This window comes from Streptomyces sp. H39-S7 (assembly GCF_027158205.1).
Taxonomy (GTDB): Bacteria; Actinomycetota; Actinomycetes; order Streptomycetales; family Streptomycetaceae; genus Actinacidiphila.
Genome location: NZ_JAPVLU010000017.1, coordinates 68,245 through 90,875, shown reverse-complemented (window position 1 = coordinate 90,875; position 22,631 = coordinate 68,245). Strand labels below are relative to the sequence as shown.

Annotated in this window: 22 protein-coding genes; 12 read left to right on the top strand and 10 right to left on the bottom strand. The window is 72.6% G+C overall.

The genetic code is table 11. The features are described from left to right. Window positions 1-39: 39 nt before the first annotated feature. Genes nirD through O3X23_RS18355 form a run of 3 tightly spaced genes read right to left on the bottom strand, consistent with a single transcriptional unit; the run spans window position 40 to window position 4,267 of the window. Complete coding sequence (nirD, locus tag O3X23_RS18365; RefSeq protein ID WP_269272490.1) at window positions 40-363, bottom strand: nitrite reductase small subunit NirD; 324 nt, start codon at window positions 361-363, stop codon at window positions 40-42. After that, window positions 360-2,966, bottom strand: coding sequence for a nitrite reductase large subunit NirB (nirB, locus tag O3X23_RS18360; RefSeq protein ID WP_269272489.1), 2,607 nt, complete (start codon window positions 2,964-2,966; stop codon window positions 360-362). The genes nirD and nirB overlap by 4 nt, the downstream gene beginning before the upstream one ends. 2 nt (window positions 2,967-2,968) lie before the next feature. Next, window positions 2,969-4,267: an NAD(P)/FAD-dependent oxidoreductase gene (locus O3X23_RS18355; RefSeq protein ID WP_269272488.1), complete on the bottom strand. Its 1,299-nt coding sequence runs from the start codon at window positions 4,265-4,267 to the stop codon at window positions 2,969-2,971. Between the two features lie 210 nt (window positions 4,268-4,477). On the opposite strand from O3X23_RS18355, the gene O3X23_RS18350 reads away from it, so the two are divergent. The 3 genes from O3X23_RS18350 (at window position 4,478) to O3X23_RS18340 (ending at window position 6,482) form a co-directional block, all read left to right on the top strand. Beyond that, window positions 4,478-4,915 carry a MarR family winged helix-turn-helix transcriptional regulator gene (locus tag O3X23_RS18350; protein ID WP_269272487.1) on the top strand — a complete coding sequence of 146 codons (438 nt, stop codon included), beginning with the start codon at window positions 4,478-4,480 and terminating at the stop codon, window positions 4,913-4,915. A gap of 80 nt (window positions 4,916-4,995) precedes the next feature. Continuing rightward, window positions 4,996-5,580 (top strand): isochorismatase family protein, encoded by a 585-nt coding sequence (locus O3X23_RS18345; protein ID WP_269272486.1) that lies wholly within the window; start codon window positions 4,996-4,998, stop codon window positions 5,578-5,580. After that, window positions 5,577-6,482 carry a GlxA family transcriptional regulator gene (locus O3X23_RS18340; RefSeq protein WP_269272485.1) on the top strand — a complete coding sequence of 302 codons (906 nt, stop codon included), beginning with the start codon at window positions 5,577-5,579 and terminating at the stop codon, window positions 6,480-6,482. The genes O3X23_RS18345 and O3X23_RS18340 overlap by 4 nt, the downstream gene beginning before the upstream one ends. 3 nt (window positions 6,483-6,485) lie before the next feature. On the opposite strand, the gene O3X23_RS18335 is transcribed toward O3X23_RS18340, so the two are convergent. Both O3X23_RS18335 and O3X23_RS18330 read right to left on the bottom strand, forming a co-directional pair. Beyond that, a complete protein-coding gene (locus O3X23_RS18335; protein WP_269272484.1) occupies window positions 6,486-6,677 on the bottom strand; it encodes a DUF397 domain-containing protein in 192 nt (63 codons plus the stop codon). A 3-nt stretch (window positions 6,678-6,680) separates the two neighbouring features. Further along, entirely contained in the window at window positions 6,681-7,562 is an 882-nt protein-coding gene (locus O3X23_RS18330) for a helix-turn-helix domain-containing protein (RefSeq protein ID WP_269272483.1), read from the bottom strand. Between the two features lie 226 nt (window positions 7,563-7,788). Between O3X23_RS18330 and O3X23_RS18325 the strand changes: the two genes are divergently transcribed. Both O3X23_RS18325 and O3X23_RS18320 read left to right on the top strand, forming a co-directional pair. Beyond that, complete coding sequence (locus O3X23_RS18325) at window positions 7,789-8,268, top strand: ATP-binding protein (RefSeq protein WP_269272482.1); 480 nt, start codon at window positions 7,789-7,791, stop codon at window positions 8,266-8,268. Further along, complete coding sequence (locus O3X23_RS18320) at window positions 8,265-8,540, top strand: helix-turn-helix domain-containing protein (protein WP_269272481.1); 276 nt, start codon at window positions 8,265-8,267, stop codon at window positions 8,538-8,540. The genes O3X23_RS18325 and O3X23_RS18320 overlap by 4 nt, the downstream gene beginning before the upstream one ends. A 512-nt stretch (window positions 8,541-9,052) precedes the next feature. Here the strand turns inward: O3X23_RS18320 and O3X23_RS18315 are convergent. The 3 genes from O3X23_RS18315 to O3X23_RS18305 form a co-directional block, all read right to left on the bottom strand. Continuing rightward, a complete protein-coding gene (locus O3X23_RS18315; RefSeq protein WP_269272480.1) occupies window positions 9,053-9,523 on the bottom strand; it encodes an OsmC family protein in 471 nt (156 codons plus the stop codon). Window positions 9,524-9,573: 50 nt separating this feature from the next. Beyond that, the gene (locus O3X23_RS18310) at window positions 9,574-11,694 is read right to left on the bottom strand and encodes a molybdopterin oxidoreductase family protein (RefSeq protein ID WP_269272479.1); all 2,121 of its coding nucleotides are present in this window, start codon (window positions 11,692-11,694) and stop codon (window positions 9,574-9,576) included. Between the two features lie 122 nt (window positions 11,695-11,816). Further along, window positions 11,817-12,581 (bottom strand): SanA/YdcF family protein, encoded by a 765-nt coding sequence (locus O3X23_RS18305; RefSeq protein WP_269272478.1) that lies wholly within the window; start codon window positions 12,579-12,581, stop codon window positions 11,817-11,819. A gap of 114 nt (window positions 12,582-12,695) precedes the next feature. On the opposite strand from O3X23_RS18305, the gene O3X23_RS18300 reads away from it, so the two are divergent. From O3X23_RS18300 to O3X23_RS18290, 3 genes are all read left to right on the top strand, one after another. Then, window positions 12,696-13,145, top strand: a complete 450-nt coding sequence (locus O3X23_RS18300; protein ID WP_269272477.1) for a gamma-glutamylcyclotransferase family protein — start codon at window positions 12,696-12,698, stop codon at window positions 13,143-13,145. Window positions 13,146-13,340: 195 nt separating this feature from the next. Further along, window positions 13,341-14,129, top strand: a complete 789-nt coding sequence (locus O3X23_RS18295) for a sirohydrochlorin chelatase (RefSeq protein WP_269272576.1) — start codon at window positions 13,341-13,343, stop codon at window positions 14,127-14,129. Between the two features lie 62 nt (window positions 14,130-14,191). Further along, window positions 14,192-15,526: a deoxyguanosinetriphosphate triphosphohydrolase gene (locus O3X23_RS18290; protein WP_269272476.1), complete on the top strand. Its 1,335-nt coding sequence runs from the start codon at window positions 14,192-14,194 to the stop codon at window positions 15,524-15,526. A 72-nt stretch (window positions 15,527-15,598) separates the two neighbouring features. Here O3X23_RS18290 and O3X23_RS18285 read toward each other — a convergent pair whose 3' ends face one another. Continuing rightward, window positions 15,599-16,159 carry an NAD(P)-dependent oxidoreductase gene (locus O3X23_RS18285; RefSeq protein ID WP_269272475.1) on the bottom strand — a complete coding sequence of 187 codons (561 nt, stop codon included), beginning with the start codon at window positions 16,157-16,159 and terminating at the stop codon, window positions 15,599-15,601. Between the two features lie 191 nt (window positions 16,160-16,350). Between O3X23_RS18285 and O3X23_RS18280 the strand changes: the two genes are divergently transcribed. The 3 genes from O3X23_RS18280 to O3X23_RS18270 are packed head-to-tail and all read left to right on the top strand — an operon-like array spanning window position 16,351 to window position 18,515. Then, the gene (locus O3X23_RS18280) at window positions 16,351-16,728 is read left to right on the top strand and encodes a winged helix-turn-helix transcriptional regulator (protein WP_269272575.1); all 378 of its coding nucleotides are present in this window, start codon (window positions 16,351-16,353) and stop codon (window positions 16,726-16,728) included. A gap of 45 nt (window positions 16,729-16,773) precedes the next feature. Further along, window positions 16,774-18,036, top strand: a complete 1,263-nt coding sequence (locus tag O3X23_RS18275) for an NAD(P)/FAD-dependent oxidoreductase (RefSeq protein WP_269272474.1) — start codon at window positions 16,774-16,776, stop codon at window positions 18,034-18,036. Between the two features lie 35 nt (window positions 18,037-18,071). Then, a complete protein-coding gene (locus tag O3X23_RS18270; RefSeq protein WP_269272473.1) occupies window positions 18,072-18,515 on the top strand; it encodes a GNAT family N-acetyltransferase in 444 nt (147 codons plus the stop codon). 37 nt (window positions 18,516-18,552) lie between these two features. Here O3X23_RS18270 and O3X23_RS18265 read toward each other — a convergent pair whose 3' ends face one another. Continuing rightward, on the bottom strand, window positions 18,553-20,463 hold the full coding sequence (locus tag O3X23_RS18265; protein ID WP_269272472.1) for a glycoside hydrolase family 9 protein: 1,911 nt from the start codon (window positions 20,461-20,463) through the stop codon (window positions 18,553-18,555). Window positions 20,464-20,583: 120 nt separating this feature from the next. Between O3X23_RS18265 and dnaG the strand changes: the two genes are divergently transcribed. After that, window positions 20,584-22,512 carry a DNA primase gene (gene dnaG, locus O3X23_RS18260; protein WP_269272471.1) on the top strand — a complete coding sequence of 643 codons (1,929 nt, stop codon included), beginning with the start codon at window positions 20,584-20,586 and terminating at the stop codon, window positions 22,510-22,512. The last annotated feature ends 119 nt before the right edge of the window (window positions 22,513-22,631 follow it).

Sequence of the window (22,631 nt, the reverse complement as noted above, 5' to 3'; positions counted from 1 at the left end):
GCGCCACGTTGCGGGACGTGGATCCGGCGGCGGGGGCGATTACAGGGATCTGACGGCATACGAGGCGGTACTGACCGTTTCGTCGTCCAGGCAGGTTCCGGTCGCCAGATCGAAGCGCTGCTTGAGCAGCGGGGAGGCGACGTACGCCCGTCCCGCGTCCGACCCGATCAGGCCGCGGGACAGGACGTAGGCGCCGGTGAACGGGTCCCGGTTGCCGATCGCGTACAGGGCGCCGTGCCGGTCCTGGAAGAGGGCCGCCTGCGAGCCGTCGGGCAGCAGGGCGGCGACGCCCCGGCCCGGCGTCAGCTGCGTGTCGTCGCAGACCGGGAACCACGTGTCGTCCAGGAGGAGTTCGATGGTCATGCGGTGACCGTCCCTTCGAGGGTGCGGATGGCGAGGGTGGGTCCGGCGAGCAGCACCGGGCCGGCCAGGAGGTCCAGGTCGGGCTTGACCTGGTCGCGCTCCTCGACGAACCGGACGCTGGGGTCGGGCACGTCCGGGGCGTTGACGAAGGAGACGAAGCGGCTCAGCCGCTCGGGGTCGTTGATGGTGTCGGCCCACTCGTCGCGGTACCCCGCGACGTGCGCGGACATCAGCGACTCCAGCTCGTCGCAGATGCCCAGCGAGTCGTGCACGACGACGTCGCGGACGTGGTCCAGGCCGCCCTCGATCCGGTCCAGCCAGGTGGAGGTGCGCTCCAGGCGGTCCGCGGTGCGGATGTAGAACATCAGGAAGCGGTCGATGAGCCGGACCAGTTCCGCGTCGCTGAGGTCCTGCGCCAGCAGGTCCGCGTGGCGCGGGGTGGCGCCGCCGTTGCCGCCGACGTACAGGTTCCAGCCCGACGCGGTGGCGATGATCCCGAAGTCCTTGCCGCGGGCCTCCGCGCACTCGCGCGCGCACCCCGAGACGGCCGACTTGAGCTTGTGCGGCGAGCGCAGCCCCCGGTACCGCAGCTCCAGGTCGATGGCCATCTTCACGCTGTCCTGGACCCCGTAGCGGCACCAGGTGCTGCCCACGCACGACTTCACGGTGCGCAGCGACTTGCCGTACGCGTGCCCCGACTCGAACCCGGCGTCCACCAGCCGCGTCCAGATCAGCGGCAGTTGGTCGACGCGGGCGCCGAAGAGGTCGATCCGCTGACCGCCGGTGATCTTCGTGTAGAGGCCGAAGTCCCGGGCCACCTCGCCGATCACGATCAGCTTCTCGGGGGTGATCTCACCGCCGGGGATGCGCGGCACGATCGAGTACGAGCCGTTGCGCTGCAGGTTGGCGAGGAAGTGGTCGTTGGTGTCCTGGAGCGCGGCCTGGCCGCCGTCCAGTACGTGCACCGGAGCGCCGATGGACGGCGCGAGCGAGGCGATGACCGAGGCCACCGCGGGCTTGCAGATCTCGCAGCCCTCGCCGCCCTTGGCCGCCTCGCGCCCGTGGCTGTCGAGCAGCGCGGCGAACGAGGTGACCCGCAGCGCGCGCACGATCTCGTACAGCTCCTGGCGGGTGTGCGCGAAGTCGCCGCACAGGCCCTGGTCCTCGGCGGGGGGCAGCAGCTGCCCCAGCACCTTCAGGCAACTGCCGCAGCCGGTACCGGCCTTGGTGCACTTCTTGATCTCCGGCACGGTGGTGCAGGAGTGCTCGGTGACGGCGTCGAGTATCGCGCCCTTGGTGACGTTGTGGCAGCTGCAGATCACCGCCGTGTCGGGCAGCGACGACGGGCCGAGCTCGACCGGGCCGCCGGCGCCCGCCGGCAGGACCAGCCGCTCGGGCGGCACCGGCGGCACCGAGCCGGTCATCGGGCGCAGCATGCCGTACGAGTCGGCGTCGCCGACCAGGATGCCGCCCAGCAGCACGCCCTCGCGGGAGACCACGAGCTTCTTGTACACACCGGAGCGCGAGTCGGAGTACAGCACGTCCAGGCAGCCGGGGGTGGCGCCGTGCGCGTCACCGAAGCTCGCCACGTCCACGCCGAGCAGCTTCAGCTTCGTCGACAGGTCCGCGCCCTTGAAGGAGCCGGCGTCGCCCGCGATCATCTTCGCGGCCGTCTCCGCCATCTCGTAACCGGGGGCGACCAGCCCGTACACCCGGCCGTCGGAGGCCAGCGCGCACTCGCCGATCGCGTAGACCGCCTCGTCCTCGGTACGGCACTGCTCGTCCACGACGATCCCGCCGCGCTCGCCGACGGGCAGCCCGCACTCCCGGGCCAGCTGGTCGCGGGGGCGGACGCCGGCCGAGAAGACCACCAGGCCGGTCGAGAGGGTCGAGCCGTCCGACAGCGACATCGCGGCGACCCGGCCGTCCTCGCCCGCGACGATCGCCTGCGTGCCGACCCCGGTGTGGACGGTGACGCCCATCTCCTCGATGGTGCGCCGCAGCGCCTCACCGCCGCCCTCGTCGACCTGCACCGGCATCAGGCGCGGCGCGAACTCCACGACGTGCGTGTCCAGTCCGAGCCCCTTCAGCGCGCCCGCCGCCTCCAGGCCGAGCAGACCGCCGCCGACGACCGTGCCGGTGCCGCCGGACGCGGCGTACTCCTCGATCGCCAGCAGGTCCTCGATGGTGCGGTACACGAAACAGCCCTCGGCGTCCTTGCCCGGGACCGGCGGCACGAACGGGAAGGAGCCGGTGGCCAGCACCAGCGTGTCGTAGGCGAAGGCCAGCCCGGAGCGGGCCGTCACGGTCCGGGTGGCGCGGTCGATGGTGACCGCGGGATCGCCCAGCCGCAGCTCGATGCCGTGCTTCTCCATGAAGCCGTCCTCGGCGAGGGCGAGCTCGTCCGGCGTCGTCCCGGAGAAGTACGAGGTCAGGTGTACCCGGTCGTACGCCGCGCGGGGTTCCTCGCACAGCACGACCACCCGCGAGCGCTCGGTGACGCCGCGGTCGGCCAGCGCCTCCAGGAACCGCTGTCCGACCATGCCGTGGCCGACCAGCACGATCGTGGGCGTCGTGGCAGCGTCCATCGTGTCAACAGCCATGGTCAGGAACCTCCGTCGTTGGTGAGCAGGTGGAGCAGCGGAGCGGATGTGGCCGGGAGCGGCTCGTCGGCCTCCCAGGTGCGGGCGAGCGTGCCCACCGCGGCGAGATCGCCGAGCAGGATCCCGCCGACCAGCCGGTCGTCCCGTATGACGACCTTCCGGTAGGCGCCGCGGGTCGCGTCGGTGAGGCGCAGTACGTCGTCGCCGGGGACCGGCTGCGGGTCGCCGAAGGCGGCGAGGTCGAAGGGGGCGATGCCGGTGGCGCCGACGGGCGTCGATTCCTTCGGGTGCGACCCGCCCAGGGTCAGCCGGGTCAGGGCGCGGGTGCCCGTGTAGCGCGGCGCGGCCGCGGGGTGCGCTGCCCGCGCCGCCCCGATGAGCAGCAGCGCCAGCGCGTCGGCCTGCTCACGGGCGGCATTGGCCAGGCCGTACACGACCCCGCCGTGCTGCGAGCAGTCGCCGATCGCGTGGATGAGCGGGTCGGACGTCCGCAGCTCGTCGTCCACGACGATGCCCTTGGCGACCTCGAGCCCCGCCGCCTGCGCCAGCCCGGTACGGGGCCGCACGCCGCAGGCGAGGACGACCAGGTCGGTGCCGAGGCAGTAGCCGTCGGCGAGTTCGACGGACCGGACGGCCCGTGACGTGCCGTCCGGCTCGGTCCGCAGCCCGCGCACCCGGCACTCGGTGTGGACCTCGATCCCCATCGACTCCAGATGCGCGCGCAGCACTTTGCCGGACTGCTCGTCCAGCTGCCGCTCCATGAGGTACTCGCCCTGCTGGAGCAGGACCACATGGGCGCCGCGGGCGGCGAGCGCCCGCGCCGCGGAGACGCCGAGCAGCCCGCCCCCGACGACCACGGCCCGTACACCGGGGCTCACCGCCCCGGACAGCGCCAGGCAGTCGTCCATGGTGCGGAAGGCGTGCACCCCCAGCGGCAGCTCGCCGCGCCCGGCCTCGAACAGGCCGCGCAGCGGCGGCAGCACCGGGTTGGAGCCGGTGGCCAGCACCAGCCGGTCGTAGTGGGTGGCGGAGCCGTCGTCGCAGATCACGAGCTGTTCGGCGCGGTCCACCCGCACCACCCGGCGTTCCGTGCAGACGGTGTCCGGCAGCCGGATGACGTCCGGCTCGTACCGCCCGGCGAGGACCTCCGCGAGCAGCACCCGGTTGTACGGGGCGTGCCGCTCCTCGCCGAACAGCGTCACCCTGACGTCCGGGGCGGCGGGCGCGAGCTGCTGCGCCAGGCGCGCGCCGGCCATCCCGCCACCCACCACCACGATCTCGGTGCCCGCCTCGATGTCCATGCCCGTCAGCCTGCGGCGCGGCTGTTACCCGTCCGCATCGCATCCGTTTCCCCGAGGGAACGGTGCCCTCAGCGCGGGACGGCGGGGGCTGTGAGACGGATGTCATCACTGCGTCGCGCTCCACACTGTGATCTGCACGAAGATGATCGTTGCGTAGATTAATTGCCCGGAGGGCCGTGTACGGCCGTCGCGGACGGGTACGGTCGGACGATGGAAGAACCCGACGACAGCCCCGGTTTCCTTTTCTGGCGCACGTCCCTCCACTGGCAGCGCGCCATCGCGGCGGCCCTGGCCCCGCTCGACCTCACCCACGCCCAGTTCGTCCTGCTGGCCGGATTGTGGTGGCTCGACGGCCAGGGCGAGCAGCCCAACCAGCTGCAACTGGCCCGGCACAGCGGTACGGACGTGAAGATGACGTCCCAGGTGCTGCGGCGGCTGGAGGACAAGGGGCTGCTCACCCGGGTGACCGATCCGAGCGACACCCGGGCCAAGCGGCTCGGCATCACCCCCGTGGGCGCCCGGCTCGCCGCGAAGGCGGTCGCGGCCGTCGAGTCGACCGACGCGGCGTTCTTCGGGGCGGTGCCCGACCAGGAGGCGCTGCTCGTCGCGCTGCGGACCCTGGCGGTGCCGCCGGCCCATGACGTCTGACGCGCTCGTGACCGGATCGGTCCGCTTCGAGGCATGATGGTGTCTGTCCCGCGGGCCCCGCCGAGGGCGAGGATCGAGGCATGAACCGAGCACTGATCGTCATCGACGTCCAGCAGTCCTTCCTCCAGCGTCCGCTGTGGGCGGCCACGTCCAACCCCGGCATCGTCGGCCAGGTGAACCGCCTCGTGGCGCACGCCCGCGCCGAGGGCGACCTCGTCGTCTGGGTGCTGCACAGCGAGCCCGGCACCGGTGGCCCCTTCGACCCGGAGAGCGGCCACGTCCGCCTGATGGAGGGCCTGGAGCCGCTCGACGGAGAGCCGGTGCTCACCAAGACCGCGCACAACGCCTTCACCACCACCAACCTCCAGCTCCTCCTCACCTCGCGCGGGGTCACCGAGGTCGTCACCAGCGGCATCCGCACCGAGCAGTGCGTCGAGACGACGACCCGGCTCGCCTCCGACCTCGGCTACGAGGTCACCTTCGTCACCGACGCGACCGCCACCACCCCCATCGAGCACTGGGACGCACCGGCCGGCCGCCCGGTCGAGGAGATCCTCGCCGACCCCCGCACCCTGCAGACCGACGACATCCTCGCCCGCACCGAGTACGCGCTCGCCGGCCGCTTCGCGCGGGTGACCACCGTCAAGGGGCTGACCGGATCGTGACCCGGGTCGTCTTCCTGCTCGTCCCGCACCTGCACCTGCTGGATCTCGCGGGTCCGGCGCAGGTGTTCTCGACCGCGGCCGACTTCGGCCACGACTACGAGACCGGCTACGTCGCCGAGCAGGAGGACATCCCCACCGCCCAGGGCGTCCCGCTCAGGGCAGCCACCAGCTGGCCCGAACTCACCGCCGAAGACCTGGTGATCGTCCCCGGCTGGCGGTCCCGCACCCTCACCCAGAACGGGCGGCTGGAGGAGTCCACGCTCCAGCGGCTGCGCGACCACCACGCCGCGGGCGGCGTCGTCGCCAGCATCTGCGCGGGCGCCGACGCCCTCGGCCGGGCCGGCCTCCTCGACGGCCGCCGCTGCACCACCCACCACGACGTGCAGGACGAACTCGCCCTGCGCCACCCGCGGGCCACCGTCGTGCGCGACGTCCTCTACGTGGTCGACGACCGCGTCGTCACCTCCGCCGGCATCGCCAGCGGCATCGACCTCGCGCTGCACCTCGTCGCGGGCCGGCACGGGCCGGGCGCCGCCGCCCGCGTCGCCCGCAACATGGTCGTCTACGCCCGCCGCAACGGCGACGAACAGCAGGCCAGCGCGATGCTCCGGCACCGCGCCCACCTCAGCGACGCCGTCCACCGCGTCCAGGACCTCATCGACGCCCGCTTCTCCGACCACCTGGCCCTCGCCGACCTCGCGGCCACGTCCGGCGTCAGCGAACGCACCCTGACCCGCCGCTTCGGCGAGGCCACCGGCCTCACCCCGCTCCGCTACCAGCAGCTCCTCCGCGTCGAGCGCGCCGAACACCTCATCTCCCACGGCTCCACCATCGAATCCGCGGCCCGAACCGTAGGCTTCGAAGACGCCCGAATGCTCCGCCGCTTGCGCGCGCGCAGCTGACGGTCAGTGGTCGAACTCGCCCGTGGTCAGGGCGCTGTGAAAGGCGCCCCAGGCCTCGGGAGAGAACATCAGAACCGGACCGTGCGGGTCCTTGGAGTCGCGGACGGCGACGGTTGCGGGGATGTTGGTCGCCACTTCGACGCATTCGCCGTTGCCGCTGCTGTAGCTGGACTTCACGAACTCGAAGTTAGGCACGTGCTACTGCTCCTCGCGGATGCTCTCGATCAGGACGCGTGAGTCGTGCTGCGCAAGGGAGAGTCGCGCGGTCCGGTCAAAGAGTGCCGCGTGGCGTGCCGCGTCCGTCGGGCTCTCCAGCCACAGCGTAGATGACGTGGTGTCCATGTAGACCACGTCCATCGCGCCAGTTTCGGTGAACGAGACGATGTTGAACGCGCTGGTCATTCCTGGGTGCGCTCCGGCCCGGAAGGGGAGGACCTGCAGGTTGACCTGGGACAGGTGCGACAGCCGGAGCAAGTGATCGAGTTGGGCGCGCATCACGTCACGGCCTCCCACCAACTGCCGCAGGGCCCCCTCCGAAACGATGGCCCAGACTCGCAGCGGCGGGTCGTCGCCGAGTCTGCCCTGTCGGGCGATCTTGGCTTCCACGAAGCGCTCGATCTCGTCCGGCTCTTCCCAGGCGGCGCTGCCGACCGCGAGGGCCCGTGCGTAGTCGGGGGTCTGGAAGAGGCCGGGAACGAAGGCCAACTGCCAGGTCCGGACCGAGGTGGCGACATCCTCGAGTGCTACGTACTCGACCAGCGAGCGGAGCTCCGGGTACTGGTTCCACCAGCCCTTCGCTTTCCTGCGTCCGCGGTCGGCGGCGGCCAGCTCCAGAAGGCCGGCGGTAGTTGAGAGGTCGCTGACCCCGTACAGGTCGCACAGCGCACGGATGTCGGGATCCCGTATCGGCACCCAGCCGCGTTCCATCTTCGCGACTTTCGCAGTGGATGCGCTGAGCACCGTTGCGGCCTGTGGCTGCGTCATCCCGGCTGCGACGCGGAGCCTGAGAAGTTCGCCTCCGAGCCGACGGCCCAGAACGGTCGATGTGCTGTTGCCCTGCGTGGCCTGGCCGGTTGTCACGTGCGGCTCCTTCGGGGTGATGCCCGTCCAGTCTGGTGTTGTACGGCCCGGCCACGCAACTCAGTTGGATAGATATTTCTCGGGAAGAGGTTGATTCGTTTGCCATGTCGCCACTACTCTCGGTGATGAGCCGCTCGCACAGCGGCGTCGAGTGACGGAAGTGCACCGCCCCCGGCATGCCTCGGGGTGGCAATGCCACCGAACCCATCCCACCTGGAGATGAGCGATGTTGATCGCCCCCCAAGAGCCACCCGATCCGCAGGATTCCGACGAACTCGTCCTCCGTGAGGACACCCTCCACTACACCCCGTATCCGGGCAGTGTGACGCTCGCCCGCCGTCGGACCGCGCGGCTGGTCGCGGAGTGGGGGTATCCCGAACTGGCCGGTGATGCGGCCCTGTTGCTGTCAGAGCTCGCGACGAACGCGATATTGCACGGGTGCGTGGCCGAACGGCTCTTCGAGGTGCGTCTCGCGCTGTCCGCGCGCGTGCTGCGGGTGTCGGTCAGGGATGGCCGGGAGAACGCGCACCCGCGCTCGCGCTGTCCGGGGCCGGATGATCAGTTCGGGCGCGGGTTGCTCCTGGTGCAGGCGTTGGCGGCGCGCTGGGGCGTGCGGCCGGGGCCTGGCGGTAAGGAGGTGTGGTGCGAGTTGGATCTGGCGACGGCTGAGCGCATCGATGACCGGAACAAGGAGGAGAGGTCGTGAATCACTCCCAGTGGAAGACGACCCGCACCAGGAAGCTGCTGGGGGAGATGGTCGAGGAGTCCGCGGCCTACCTCCAGGCCGGGTACGCCTTCGCGCTCGGCCAGGCGGTCTACGACCGGCGCATGGAACTGGGCCTGTCCCAGGCCGAGATGGCCCAGCGGGCCGGCATGACGCAGTCGCAGATCTCCGCCATCGAGAGCGGAGACGCCGGGCCGACCCTGCTGGGGTCCGAGCAGTGCGGAGCGGTTCTTCTGCGGTGCTGCGCACCTTGACCGGGGGGAGGGGGCCCGCCGCTGCGCGCCTGTGGGTCGGCCCGCTGCGCGGCCCGTCGCGGCGCGGCGGGGTGGTTGCGCGGGGAGATGCGGCCTGGGCGGCGCCCGTGCGGGGACCGGCGTTTGGTCCTTCCTTCTGCGCCGAATGTGGGGCTGGTGTGACTGGCGATGTCTGGTGGGTCCCGTGAGGCGATGTTCTGGGAGATGTTGATCACCGTGTGTGTCCAGAGCTTCACTTGGCGAGGCTCCGGCCCCTCAGGCTGATCATCCGGTCCCTACCCGCCGACATCTCTGCGCTGCGCCACCCGCCCGGCCAACCCCCGGGCCCCGCCAGGGAAGCGCAGCGGACCGGTCTCACTGCCAGGCGCGCAGCGCCGGGGCCCTCCCCCCTCCGCGCGCAGACGCACCGCTCCGCGATGTTCCAACCTCAGCGACCAACCGGGCGCGCAGCGTCCCGCCCCGCCGCAGACGTACCACTCCGGACTGTCCGCACCTGAGCCACCGGCCCGGCGTCAGCCGGACGTGCGGACCGTCACGACCGGCTCGTGGCGGACCGGGAACTTGACCGAGGCGGCGATGAAGCACGTGCGGTGGGCGTCGTCGTGGAGGGAGATGGCCTTGGCGGCCATCTCCTCGGAGGCGACTTCCACCTGGGGGCGGAGGATGGCCTCCGTGAAGTGGCCGCCGGACGGGGTGGTTTCCATCGTGCCGTGCGCGTTGTCCGTGTAGGCGGTGACGGTGACGCCGCCGACGGCGCAGACGTGCAGGTAGGCGAGCATGTGGCACTGCGACAGCGCGGCGAGGAGCAGCTGCTCGGGGTTCCAGCGGGTCGCGTCGCCGCGGAAGGTCGGGTCGGAGCTGCCCAGGATGGTGGGGAGGCCCGCGGCGGAGACCTCGTGGGAGCGGTCGTAGGCGCGGTAAGTGCTCGTCCCGGTACCGAGGTTGCCGGTCCAGGTGACCTTCGTGTCATAGGTGTGGGACATGGGCGCGGCCGCTCCTCGGTTGATCCGCCGGATGTGCCCCCAGCGTACGTTCAGCCCCCGACAGCCGCGGCTCGCTCCACCCGCACCGCGCAGACCTTGAACTCCGGCATGCGGGACGTCGGGTCGAGGGCCGGGTTGGTCAGGTTGTTGGCGCGGCCCTCTCCCGGCCAGTGGAACGGCATGAAGACGGTGTCGGGGCGGATCGCGGAGCTGACCATCGCCGGGGCGACGGCGCGGCCGCGGCGGCTCGTGACGGCGAGGGCGTCCCCCTCGGCGACGCCCAGCCGCTCGGCGAGCTGCGGATGGAGCTGCACGAAGGGGCCGGGGGAGGCGGCGTTGAGCTCACGGACGCGGCGGGTCTGGGCGCCGGACTGGTACTGCGCCAGGACCCGGCCCGTCGTCAGGTAGAGCGGGTACTCCGCGGACGGCTCCTCCGCGGAGGGCCGGTGCAGGACCGGGACGAAGCGGGCCCGGCCGTCGGGCGTCGCGAACCGGTCGAGGAAGAGACGGGGCGTCCCGGGGTGCTCGGCCGGCGACGACGTCTCCGGGCAGGGCCAGAAGACGCCGTCCTCCTCCGCGATCCGCCGGTACGTGATGCCCGAGTAGTCCGCCGGGCCGCCCGCCGACGCGCGGCGCAGCTCGTCGAAGACCTCCTCGGGGTCGGTCGGGAAGCCCTTCTCCCAGCCGAGGCGGGCGGCGAGCCCGTGCAGGACCTCCAGGTCCGTGCGGACCTCCGGCGGCGGGTCGATCGCCTTGCGGCGCAGGATCACCCGGCCTTCCAGGTTGGTCGTCGTGCCGGTCTCCTCCGCCCACTGGGTGACGGGCAGGACGACATCCGCCAGCTCGGCGGTCTCCGACAGAACGACGTCGCAGACCGCGAGGAAGCCGAGCGACGCGATCCGCTCGGTGATGTGCGCGGCGCGCGGCGCCGAGACGACCGGGTTGGAGCCCATCAGGAGCAGCGCGTGCACGTCCACGCCGAGGGCGTCCAGCAGTTCGTACGCGCTGCGTCCGGGCGCCGGCAGGTCGTCGGGATCGACGCCCCACACCGCCGCCACGTGTGCGCGCGCCGCCGGGTCGTCCAACTTGCGGTAGCCGGGGAGCTGGTCGGCCTTCTGGCCGTGCTCGCGCCCGCCCTGCCCGTTGCCCTGCCCGGTGAGGCAGCCGTAGCCGGAGAGCGGCCGACCGGCGCGGCCGGTGGCGAGGCACAGGTTGATCCAGGCGCTGACGGTGTCGGTGCCCTTGGACTGCTGCTCGGGACCGCGCGCGGTCAGCACCATTCCTCCCCCAGACTCCGTCCGGGAGGTGCCCCCAGACGAGCAGAACAGCCGCACCGCTTCCCGCAGTTGCGGCACCGGCACCCCGGTGATGCGCTCCACCAGCTCCGGCCAGTGCGCCATGACGCCCGGCCGCGCCTCCGCCCAGCCGTTCGTGCGCTCCGCGATGAACTCCTCGTCCAGGTACCCCTCGGCGAGGGCCAGGTGCAGCAGTCCGAGCGCGAGCGCCAGATCGGTTCCGGGCCGGGGCTGCAGATGCAGATCGGCCTGCTCCGCGGTGCGGGTGCGGCGCGGGTCGACGACGATCAGCTTGCCGCCCCGCTCGCGCAGCTCCGTCAGATAGCGCAGCGCGGGCGGCATCGTCTCGGCGAGGTTGGAACCGACGAGGATCACGCAGCCGGTGCGGGCGATGTCCTCCAGCGGGAAGGGCAGGCCCCGGTCGAGCCCGAAGGCCCGCTGGTGGGCGGCGGCCGCCGAGGACATGCAGAAGCGGCCGTTGTAGTCGATCTGCGAGGTGCGCAGCACCACCCGCGCGAACTTGCCGAGCGCGTACGCCTTCTCGTTCGTCAGCCCGCCCCCGCCGAAGACGCCGACGGCGTCCCGGCCGTGCGCGGCCCGCGTCCGCAGCAGCCCCTCGGCGACCCGGTCGAGCGCCTCGTCCCAGCCGGCCGGCTCCAGCGCGCCGCCGGCGCCGCGGACCAGCGGCCCGGTCAGCCGCGCGCCGCGCGCCAGCACCTCGGGCGCGGTGCGCCCCTTGCCGCACAGCGCTCCCCTGTTCACCGGGAACGCGGTCCGCTCCACGACCTCGACGCCGCCCGCGGGCAGCGCCACCAGTCCCATGCCGCACTGCAGGGCACAGTAGGGACAGTGTGTGTCAACGGTGCTCGGGCTCATGCGCCCAGCCTGCGCCGTACGTGTTTCGCCCCCGTACGCGACGCGGTTACGCGACCGGTACGCGCACCTCAGCGCGCCACGTTCCCCGGTGTGAGGACGGCGGATTCCGGAGAGGGCGCACGTCAGCGCGTTTCCGTGAGGGCCCGCGTCACACCGGGCTCCTTCGGCCCGAGGAAGACGGGGTCGGGTTCGACCACCACGTCCAGCGCCGCCTTGGCCGCCGCGACGAGCTCGCGCCCGCCGCCGTAGAACCACGTCACGTCGTGCGGCTCGTCGACCCCGACGCCGTACCCCTGGACGCCCGCCGCGTCGCACAGCGCCAGCGCCCGCCGGATGTGGAAGCCCTGGCTGACGAGGATCGCCCGGTCCACCCCGAAGATCCGCTTGGCGCGGCTGCACGAGTCCCACGTGTCGAAGCCGGCGTAGTCCAGCACGACCTTCGACGCGGGCACGCCCTGTTTCTCGAGGTAGCCGAGCATCGCGCCCGGCTCGTCGTAGTCGGTGCGGCTGTTGTCGCCGGTCACCAGGATCGCCCGCACCTTGTGCGTCCGGTACAGCTCGGCGCCCGCGTCCAGCCGGTGCGCGAGGTACGGCGACGGCTTCCCGTCCACCAGCCCCGCGCCGAACACCACCGCCACCGGCTCCGACGGCACGTCCGCGACCGCCCGCACCCGCCCGTCCGCCGAGGCCTGCAGCCAGGTCGCGGGCAGCAGCGCCAGTACGCAGCAGGCCATCACGGCCTGCACGAGCAGCCGCCGGCCGCGCCGGGTCCTGGGCAGGCGCAACGCGCGCAACCCGCGCAGCACGCGCAACCCGCGCAGCACGCGCAACCCACGTAGCCCCCGCAGCACGGTGGGCGCCGCCGCGCGTATCCGGCCCGGCTTCATGCGGCGCCCTCCCGTCGATCGACCCTGTCGTCCGGATCGACGCTTACGGCGCCGGTACGGTTCCGGACACGATGGACTCAGCCGCGCCCGGCGAGGAACGAGAGGACTGCCGCCTTGCCCCTGCCACCCCGGCTCCGCCTGCCGTTCTTCGTCTACGGGACGCTGCGTCCCGGCCAGGCCAACCACGTCCTGGTGGCGGGCCGCACCGCGCCCCCGCGCCCCGCCGTGCTGCCCGGCGCGCTGCTGTACGAAGGGCCCGGCTACCCGTACGCCGCCCTCGCGGACGACGGCGTCACCGACCGTGTCCACGGTGAGCTGCTGTCCGTCCTTCCCGGTCACTACGACCGCGTCCTCGCCGACCTCGACCGGCTGGAGGAGCACGTTCCGGGCGCGCGCGGGAACCTGTACGAGCGGTCGGCGCTGCGCGTGTTCTGCGACGGCCTGCCGTGCGACGCCTGGGTGTACCTGGCGGGGGAGGCGCCGGCGGCGGCCCTGCGGGCGTCGGGGCGGGTCATCCCCGGCGGCGACTGGGTCCGTGCACGGCGGCCTCACAGGCGGTCCTGACGGCCGTGAGGTGGCGGTAAACAGTTGTCACCACTGTGCAACGCGGGCGCAACCTCGGCCCTTCAGGCTCGGTCCATGACGGCGTCGACAGCGCACCCGCAACCGCACCCGGAGTCCGGCCGGCCCCCGGCCGACGGCTCCGACCGGCCCGCCGGCCCCAGCCCGTCCACCAGTTTCGACAGTACGGCGCAGCTCATGAACCGGATCACCGCGCAGCTCAGCAGCCAGCTCGCCCGTGTCACCCTCACCGCGGTCCCCCGCGGCCCCGCACTGGTCGCGGTGGCGCACGGCAGCCGCGACCCCGAGGCGCGGCGCACCGTGCGCGCGCTCCTCGACCGGATCCGGGCGCTGCGCCCCGGCCTGCCCGTCCACCTCGGGCACATCGAGCTGAACGAGCCGCTGCTCGACGACACCCTCGCCGCGCTCCACGGCGACGTGGTGCTCGTGCCGCTGCTGCTCGGTCGCGGCGACCACGTCAAGCAGGACATACCGCAGGCACTGGCCCGCGCCCCGCACCTGCGCGGGCTGACCGCCGCGCCACTCGGCCCGCATCCGCTGCTCGCCGAGACGCTGCACGTGCGCCTCACCGAGGCCGGCTGGCGCAAGGGCGTACGGCGTGCGGGCGTCGTGCTCGCCGCCGCCGGCTCCCGTGACCCCGACTGGCCCGCCGACACCGCCCGCACCGCCGAACTCCTCAGCCGCCGGCTGGGCGGCGCCCCCGTGCTGCCCGCCTACGCCTCCGGCGCGGGGCCCACCGTCGAGGAGGCGGCCGGCGCGCTGACCGCGCGCGGCCACCGGGTCGCGGTCGCCTCGTACTTCACCGCCCCGGGGCGGTTCGCCACCCAGACCTCCGCCGGGGCGCCCTGGATCGCGGCGGCGCCGCTGGGCGCGCACAGCGCCATGGCCCGGCTGGTGCTGCACCGCTACGACCAGGCACTGGCCGCCGCGGGCCTGGCCCCACCGCTCCATCTCGCCAGCGCGTAACCCGGTACGGCGCGGCAGGACCGATGGCGCGTCCGTCACGGCGGAGCGTTACGGTCACAGGCATGGAAGCGAACTACCGGACCGACGCGGCGGCCGCGCACCTCGGGCCGTACGAGCGGTACGGGCCGTACGGGGACGCCGATACCGACCGTTACGTGACCGAGCCCGACAAGCGGCCGGGCCGCACGGCCTTCCAGCGCGACCGGGCGCGGGTGCTGCACTCGGCCGCGCTGCGGCGGCTGGCGGGCAAGACCCAGGTGGTGGACCCGGGCTCGGCCCTGATGAACACCAGCCCGCGCACCCGCCTGACGCACTCGCTGGAGTGCGCGCAGGTGGGGCGGGAACTGGGCGCCGCGCTCGGCAGCGACCCCGACCTCATCGAGACGGCGTGCCTGGCGCACGACCTCGGCCACCCGCCCTTCGGGCACAACGGCGAGCAGGTGCTGGCCGAGGTCGCCGAGGCGTGCGGCGGTTTCGAGGGCAACGCGCAGTCGCTGCGGCTGCTGACCCGGATCGAGCCGAAGCGCTTCCAGCGGGACGCGGACGGCACGATGGTGAGCGTCGGCCTCAACCTCACCCGTGCCGCCCTGGACGCGGCCACGAAGTACCCGTGGCCGCGCGGCGGCCACCCCACGAACCGCGACAGCCCCAAGTTCGGGGCCTACGAGGACGATCTGCCGGTCTTCGACTGGGTGCGGGCCGGTGCGCCCCAGGACCGGCAGTGCTTCGAGGCGCAGGTCATGGACTGGGCCGACGACGTCGCGTACTCGGTGCACGACGTGGAGGACGGTCTGCACGCCGGCCACCTCGACCCGAACCTGCTGCTCGCCGACGCCGAGCGGGCCGACATCTTCGACTGCGCGGGGGAGCGGTACGCGGCCGACGCCGGCCCCGACGAGCTGGCCGAGGCCCTCGACCGGCTCCTGGAGCAGCCGTGGTGGCCGCACGGCTACGACGGCTCGGCCATTTCCCAGGCGCGGTTGAAGGACGCCACCTCGCAGCTCATCGGCCGGTTCTGCCTGGCCGCCGAGCGCGCCACCCGCGAGGCTTACGGCACCGGACGGCTCACGCGGTACCGCGCCGAGCTGGTCGTGCCGCGCGAACAGCGCCTGGAGTGCGCCGTCCTCAAGGCGGTCGCCGACCGGTACGTCATGCAGCGCGCCGCGCAGGAGCGCCGCCGCGCCGAGCAGCGGATCCTCATCGCGGAGCTGGCCGAAGCGCTGCTGGCCCGCGCCCCCGAGGGTCTGGACCCGCAGTTCCGCGGCATCTTCGACGAGGCGGAGGACGACCGCGCGCGGCTGCGCGCCGTCGTCGACCAGATTGCGTCGCTCACCGACGCGACGGCCACTGTGCTGCACGCCCGCCTCACGACGGGACGGTCCGCCCGGCTCGTGTGAGGCACCGGCACACCGCCGCACCGGCGCGGGCGTCCGGACGGCCGGTCGTGCGCCGTGCCGCCGCGGCCCCGCTCAGCCGCCGGCCGGGACCGCCGTGCGGTGGTGCTTCGGGGTCTCGATCTCGTCGAGGATCTCCACGGCCAGCCGTGCGCGGTCGATCTCCATCGGCGGCATCAGCAGCAGCCAGTCGACCTCCGGCCCGGCGCCGCGCAGCAGTTCGAGCTCCGCCGCCCGAGCCAGCGAGAACTCGCGGCCCTCCGTCGGGAATCCGGGGGTGTCCAGCAGCATCACCCCCGGCGCGGCCTCCCGGGTCGAGACCACACCGACCACCAGCAGGCGCGTCGCTCCCACCCCCGTGAGGAGCGCCCGCGCCGCCGCCGGGTACAGCTGGTCGGCGGGGGTCAGCGGCGTGTAGACGGAGCCGACGACCACGTCGTGGTCCGCGGCGACCGCCGCCACGCTGCCCGCGTCCGTGATGTCACCGGCCACGAGCGCCACCCCGGCACCGGCCAGATCCGCGTACTTCGCCGGATCCCGCACCACGGCCGTCACCCGGTGCCCGCGGCCGACCGCCTGCGCCACCACCAGACGCCCCAACTGCCCACCCGCACCGAATACCGCGATCCTGCTCATAACGGCCTCCCGTTGTCGACTGCGGGGACCGTAACCGCCGACCTGCCGGTTACCGCAACGAAACCGGCTCTACGCTGGGAGAGGTGACCCCCCAGACGGCACAGACCCCGCAGGACGTGCAGACCCCGCAGACCTCCCAGACCCCGCAGCCGCCCGGGCAGCGTCCCGCCCTCGCGCCCCTGCGGCCCGACATGTTCGCCCCGGAGTGTCCCAGCCGTGCCACCCCCTTCCGGGTCGGCGACAAGTGGGCCGGGATGATCATGATGTGCCTGGAGGACGGCCCGCGCCGCTTCTCCGAACTCAGGGTCCCGCTGCACGCCATCACCCCGAAGGTGCTCGCCGAGTCGCTGCGCGCCCTGGAGCGCGACGGCATCGTGACCCGCACCGCGTACGACGAGAACCCGCCCCGCGTCGAGTACGAGCTGACCGCCCTCGGACGTACTCTTTTCGCTCCGATCGCGGCCACCTGCGACTGGGCCAGGGAGCACCTGTCCGCCCTACTGCGGGAGCGCGAGGCATACGAGGGGCGCTTTGTCGACTCGGCGCGGCGCTCTTCCCGCCAGGCGTGACGTAAGGGACGCTCGCAGGTACGGCATCTGTTGGGGAGGCGCACAGTGGTGGACGCAGACCAGACCATCGTCATCGTCGGAGCGGGACTGGCCGGCGCCAAGGCGGCGGAGACCCTCCGGTCGGAGGGCTTCACCGGGCGGGTGATCCTGATCGGCGACGAACGCGAGCACCCGTACGAGCGGCCACCCCTGTCCAAGGGCTTCCTGATCGGCAGCGCGGAACGCGACTCGGTCTTCGTCCAGCAGACGGCCTGGTACGCCGAGCACGACATCGAGCTGCACCTCGGCCAGCCCGTCGTGCACCTCGACCCCGCCGCGAAGACCGTGCGGCTCGGGGACGGCACCGTCCTCCCTTACGACAAGCTGCTGCTCGCCACCGGCGCCGAGCCGCGCCGGCTGGACGTTCCCGGTACCGAACTGGCCGGTGTCCACCACCTGCGGCGGCTCTCGCACGCGGAGCGCCTCAAGCACGTCCTGACGTCGCTCGGCCGCGAGAACGGCCACCTCGTCATCGCCGGCGCGGGCTGGATCGGCCTGGAGGTCGCCGCCGCCGCGCGCGGCTACGGCGCCGAGGTCACCATCGTGGAGCCCGAGCCGACGCCGCTGTACTCGGTGCTCGGCCCCGAACTCGGCGGGGTCTTCACCGACCTGCACCGCGAGCACGGCGTCCGGTTCCACTTCGGCGCGCGGCTCGCCGAGATCTCCGGCCACGACGGCATGGTGCTGGCCGCCCTCACCGACGACGGCGAGGAGCACCCCGCCCACGACGTGCTGGCCGCGATCGGCGCTGCCCCGCGCACCGCGCTCGCCGAGGCCGCCGGGCTGACCCTGGCCGAACGGTCGGCGGGCGGCGGCATCGCGGTGGACGCCTCGCTGCGCACCTCCGACCCGCACATCTACGCGGCCGGCGACGTCGCCAACATCGAGCACCCGCTGTCGGGCGGCCGGCTGCGCGTCGAGCACTGGGCCAACGCCCTCAACAGCGGTCCGGCCGCCGCCCGCGCCATGCTCGGCCGGGACGTCAGCTACGACCGGGTCCCGTACTTCTTCTCCGACCAGTACGACCTGGGCATGGAGTTCTCCGGTCATGCCGCGCCCGGCAGCTACGACCAGGTGGTGTGCCGGGGCGACATCGGCAAGCGGGAGTTCATCGCCTTCTGGCTCAGCGAGGGACGCGTGCTGGCCGGTATGAACGTCAACGTCTGGGACGTCACCGACCCGATCCAGCAGCTGATCCGGTCCGGCCGCAGTGTGGACCCCGACCGGCTGTCGGACCCCACCGTGCCGCTAGCCTCCTTCCTGGATTGACCGGAGCACTGGACAGACCAGCGGAGGAACACGTCATGCGGACGGCCGTCGTACCCGTCGAGGAGATCTTCGAGCTGCGCTGGGCGGTGCTGCGCACCGGCCTGCCGCGCGAGACGGCGATCTACCCGGAGGACTCCCGCGAGTCCACCTTCCACGTCGCCGCCTACGACGACGAGGGCGCTGTCCGGGCGTGCGTCACGTTCTTCCCCGACACGATGCCCGGTGAGGACGTCGCCGCCTACCGGTTCCGGGGCATGGGCAGCGCCCCCGAGGTGCGCGGTGAGGGGTACGGCGCGGCCGTGCTCCAGGCCGGGCTCGCCGAGGCCACGGTCCGCGGCGCCGAGCTGGTGTGGTGCAACGGCCGCACGTCCGCCCGGGGCTTCTACGAACACCTCGGGTTCACCGCGACCGGCGAGGAGTTCACCGTCGAACCGAGCGGACCGCACTTCATCTTCGCGATCAAGACGTCGGCCGGCTGATCCCGGGTCCGTCCCGGGACCAGCCGGTCCGCGTCGGTCAGCTCGACAGGTAGAAGGCCAGCAGCCCGGAGGCGTCCATGTCGAGCGCGGGCTCGGAGCTCTGCCAGGACCGGACGTCGTCGACATAGCGACTTCCGTGACCGGTGAAGGAGCCGAACGGGTCCGCGCCGCCGGGCGGGCACTTGCGCATGTCGTCCAGGTAGTCGCCGAGTCCGTCGGCGAACTGCGCGGTCCCGTTGGGCCCGTTGACGATCGCTCCGGTGTCCACCGCCCCCTTGCCGTCCAGGCTCCCGGCGAGGTTGCCGAGCTGCCCGCCGGTGCAGTGGGGGTACGTGGTGCCCGAGCCGACCATGAAGGACGTGCCCCAGGCGTTGGCGCCGAGCAGCCAGCCGAGCTGCTGCACGGCGAACCGGTCGACGGACGTGTCGCCGGTCAGCCCCTTGTACAGGCGGGCGGTGGCCGCGAGGCCGAGGGTGTGCGAGTCGGCGTCGAAGTCGTTGTAGACCGCGCCGGCGTGGAACGGGTCCTTCGCGGCGCGGGCCTGCCCGGAGGCGATCTGCGCCTTGACGTTCGCGATGAGCGTGTCGTACGAGACCGGCAGGCCGGACGGGTTCCCCGCGGCCTTGATGGCACGCGCCAGGTCCACGTACGCCAGCGCGCTGGTGTCGTACATGTTGAGCGTGTCACCGGTCGTGCCGTACGCCTTCGCCCAGGTGGCCGACTGCTGGAGCCAGCCGGCGGCTCGCGGGTCGCCCAGCTTCTGCGCGGCCAGCGCCAGCTCGGCGCCGCCGAAGGCCAGGTCGTCCTGCCAGCTGGTCTCGGGGTAGTAGGCGTACGGGACGGTCGTGACCAGCTTGCCGGGCTTGGTGTCCGCGAGGGCGTAGACCTGCGCCGCCGCCGTCAGGTACCCCTTGGCCTTCGCGGGGTCCGAGGCGGCGTAGCGCTGCGCGCCGAGTGCGAAGTCGGCGGCGAGCCGGCCCGCCTGGTTCGGGCTGAGCTTGGAGCCGGGGGCGCCGGCCCGGAACACCGGGCGGTTGCGCAGGAACGGGTTGGCGGTGTCGGCGTCGTCCTTCTGCGGCAGCCGCCAGGTGTCGTGGTCGCCGACGACGCTGCCGCTGTCGGTTCCCGAGCCGAGTCCGACCTGGATGTAGAGGGTCTTGGTGTCGCCGTCCCACATCTTGTCGAGCCAGTCCAGGCCGTGCTGCGCCTCGGCGCCGAGCGCGGACGTGGGGGAGGCCCCGGTCTCGCGGGCCGCGATCTGCAGCGTGGCGGCGGCGTAGGACGTGGTCTCGGTGAACTTCAGGTAGTCGCCCGCGTCGAACCAGCCGCCCTCCGCGTCGACGGTCCCGCCGAGCTTGGCCGGCGCCTTGGCGATGGTGTCGCCGTCGCCGCTGGTGAACTTCGGCCAGTCGTAGACGGCGGCGTGCGCGTCGTTCAGGTGGGACGGCTGGCGCTTCAGCGACCCGGGGACGACGTTCCGGCCGTCGCGCTGGGCCTGGAAGAAGGTGGTGGCATCGGCGGCGGGCTTGCCGAAGACGTCCTTGGCGGTGCCGATGGTGAAGGTGGGCGAGGCGCCGGTGGCCGCGCCGCTGACCACCAGGTGGTAGCTGCCGGCGGCCTTCACGGAGCTGAAGTCGATCAGGTACACGGCCGGGTAGGCGGCGTTCCAGCTGCCCGCACTGGCCCCGGTCTTCCCGGAGGCGGCGGTCGCGCCGGCGCTGTCGAGCAGCTTCCAGGTGGCGCCCGAGACGGTGCCCTTCGCCAGCAGGAACGCCTCCTTGGCGCCGCTGCCGTCGTAGCCGACCTGGTTGACCCTGACCTGTCCGGCGGTGGCGGCGCCGGCGGTGCCCGCGCCGCCGCTGAGGAGGGTAGCGACGACGGCGGCGGTGGCCGTGGCCGCACCTGCCGCCAGGCCGATTCCACGTCGTCGACTGTGCTTGTGGGGCATGCGCCCACCTCTCCGTCGGTACCCGGCTCCATTAGTAAAGATTCTTTACAATTGGGGAAGCTAGTGGGTGCCCGCAGCGGAGGTCAAGGGTCTGTCGTACCTGGGCCTTAGACTTCACGGGTGGCAGGCAGGATCAAGGATGAGGACGTCAAGGCGGTCCGGGACGCGGTCCCGATCGACGCCGTCATCTCGGAGTACCTGCAGCTCAAGAACGCGGGCGGGGGGAACCTGAAAGGGCTCTGCCCCTTTCATGATGAAAAGTCCCCTTCGTTCCAGGTGAGTCCCTCGAAGGGGCTCTTCTACTGCTTCGGCTGCCAAGAGGGCGGCGACACGCTCGACTTCGTCATGAAGCTCGACCACCTCTCCTTCTCCGAGGCCGTCGAGCGGCTGGCCGCCAAGACCGGCATCGTGCTGCGGTACGACGAGGGCGGGTACAACCCCGGCCGCCAGCAGGGCGAGAAGATCCGGCTGATCGAGGCGCACAAGGTCGCCGCGCAGTTCTTCGTCGAGCAGCTCGGCAGCGCCGAGGCCGAGATCGGCCGCAAGTTCCTCACCGAGCGCGGCTTCGACCAGGCCGCCGCCGAGCACTTCGGCGTCGGCTACGCGCCCGCCGGGTGGGACCACCTGATCCGCTTCCTGCGCGGCAAGGGCTTCACCGACAAGGAACTGCTCACGTCCGGGCTGGCCAGCGAGGGCCGCCGCGGGGCGATCGACCGCTTCCGCGGCCGGCTGATCTGGCCGATCCGCGACATCACCGGTGACGTGATCGGCTTCGGCGCCCGCAAGCTCCGCGAGGACGACAACGGGCCCAAGTACCTGAACACCCCCGAGACCCCGCTCTACAAGAAGTCCCATGTGCTGTACGGCATCGACCTCGCCAAGAAGGAGATCGCCAAGACCGGCAAGGCCGTCGTCGTCGAGGGATACACCGACGTCATGGCCTGCCATCTCGCGGGCGTCACGACCGCCATCGCCACCTGCGGCACCGCCTTCGCCGAGGACCACATCAAGATCCTCCGCCGGCTGCTGATGGACAACTCCAGCTCGCACGTCGTCTTCACCTTCGACGGTGACGCGGCCGGCCAGCGGGCCGCACTGCGCGCCTTCGAGGACGACCAGAAGTTCGCCGCCCGCACCTCCATCGCGATCAGCCCCGGCGGCATGGACCCCTGCGAGCTGCGGCTCGCCGACGGTGACGCGGCCGTGCGCAACCTCGTCGAGAACTCCTCGCCGCTCTTCGAGTTCGCCATCCACAGCGCCGTCGCCCGCCACAACACCGACACCGCCGAGGGCCGCGCCGCCGCGCTGGAGGAAGCCGCACCGATCGTCGCCGGGATCAAGGACGGGTCCATCCAGCACGAGTACGCGGTGTCGCTCGCCTCCAAGCTCGGCATCCTGGACGAGCAGTTCGTCGTCCGCCGGGTCTCCCAGCTCGCCCGCTGGGCCCGCGACCGCGGCCAGCGCGGCCCGGACCCGCGCCGCGACCGCCAGCAGGGCCCGGGGCAGGGCGGCCAGGGTTCCGGTGGCGCCGGCCAGGGCGTCACCCGGCCGCAGCCGCCGCGCGGACCGCGGCTGGACCTGCGCAGCCCCTCCCACCGGGTGGAGCGCGAGCTGCTCAAGCTCGCCCTCCAGCACCCGCACCTGGTCTCCCCGGCCTTCGACGCCTACGGCGAGGACGAGTTCACCGCCCCGCCGTACGCCGCCGTCCGGCGGGCCATCGCCGAGGCCGGCGGCACCGAGCACGCGGACGACAACTACCTCACCCGCGTCCGCGAGGTGGCCCCGGACGACACCGTCCGGATCCTCGTCACCGAACTGGCCGTCGAGGCCACCCACACCCGGCGGGCCCCCGACGAGGTCTACGCGGGCATGCAGCTCGTCGCCGTCCGGCGGCAGGCCGTCGAGCGGCGCATCAGCGAGGTCCGGGCCAATCTCACCCGGCTCGGCCCGCGCGCGGGGGCCGAGGAGCTCGGCGCCGTCCAGAGCGAGTTGTGGGCGCTGCAGCAGTACGGCCAGCGGCTGCGGGAACAGGGCACCGAGGCCCTGTAAGCCGGGTCGTCGACCTCCCCGAGCGCTTCGCGGGCGTGTCCCCGTTGCCGTGACGGAACGATCGCAACCCGTGACATTGGCCCGAAAAATCCACCGCACGCCCCTCGTGGCGGGGGTGC

Bases quoted from the DNA above. Each gene is read 5' to 3' on its own strand.
- nirD (WP_269272490.1), bottom strand. From the start codon at position 363: ATGACCATCGAACTCCTCCTGGACGACACGTGGTTCCCGGTCTGCGAC.
- nirB (WP_269272489.1), bottom strand. From the start codon at position 2,966: ATGGCTGTTGACACGATGGACGCTGCCACGACGCCCACGATCGTGCTG.
- O3X23_RS18355 (WP_269272488.1), bottom strand. From the start codon at position 4,267: ATGGACATCGAGGCGGGCACCGAGATCGTGGTGGTGGGTGGCGGGATG.
- O3X23_RS18350 (WP_269272487.1), top strand. From the start codon at position 4,478: ATGGAAGAACCCGACGACAGCCCCGGTTTCCTTTTCTGGCGCACGTCC.
- O3X23_RS18345 (WP_269272486.1), top strand. From the start codon at position 4,996: ATGAACCGAGCACTGATCGTCATCGACGTCCAGCAGTCCTTCCTCCAG.
- O3X23_RS18325 (WP_269272482.1), top strand. From the start codon at position 7,789: ATGTTGATCGCCCCCCAAGAGCCACCCGATCCGCAGGATTCCGACGAA.
- O3X23_RS18315 (WP_269272480.1), bottom strand. From the start codon at position 9,523: ATGTCCCACACCTATGACACGAAGGTCACCTGGACCGGCAACCTCGGT.
- O3X23_RS18310 (WP_269272479.1), bottom strand. From the start codon at position 11,694: ATGAGCCCGAGCACCGTTGACACACACTGTCCCTACTGTGCCCTGCAG.
- O3X23_RS18305 (WP_269272478.1), bottom strand. From the start codon at position 12,581: ATGAAGCCGGGCCGGATACGCGCGGCGGCGCCCACCGTGCTGCGGGGG.
- O3X23_RS18295 (WP_269272576.1), top strand. From the start codon at position 13,341: ATGAACCGGATCACCGCGCAGCTCAGCAGCCAGCTCGCCCGTGTCACC.
- O3X23_RS18290 (WP_269272476.1), top strand. From the start codon at position 14,192: ATGGAAGCGAACTACCGGACCGACGCGGCGGCCGCGCACCTCGGGCCG.
- O3X23_RS18285 (WP_269272475.1), bottom strand. From the start codon at position 16,159: ATGAGCAGGATCGCGGTATTCGGTGCGGGTGGGCAGTTGGGGCGTCTG.
- O3X23_RS18280 (WP_269272575.1), top strand. From the start codon at position 16,351: ATGTTCGCCCCGGAGTGTCCCAGCCGTGCCACCCCCTTCCGGGTCGGC.
- O3X23_RS18270 (WP_269272473.1), top strand. From the start codon at position 18,072: ATGCGGACGGCCGTCGTACCCGTCGAGGAGATCTTCGAGCTGCGCTGG.
- O3X23_RS18265 (WP_269272472.1), bottom strand. From the start codon at position 20,463: ATGCCCCACAAGCACAGTCGACGACGTGGAATCGGCCTGGCGGCAGGT.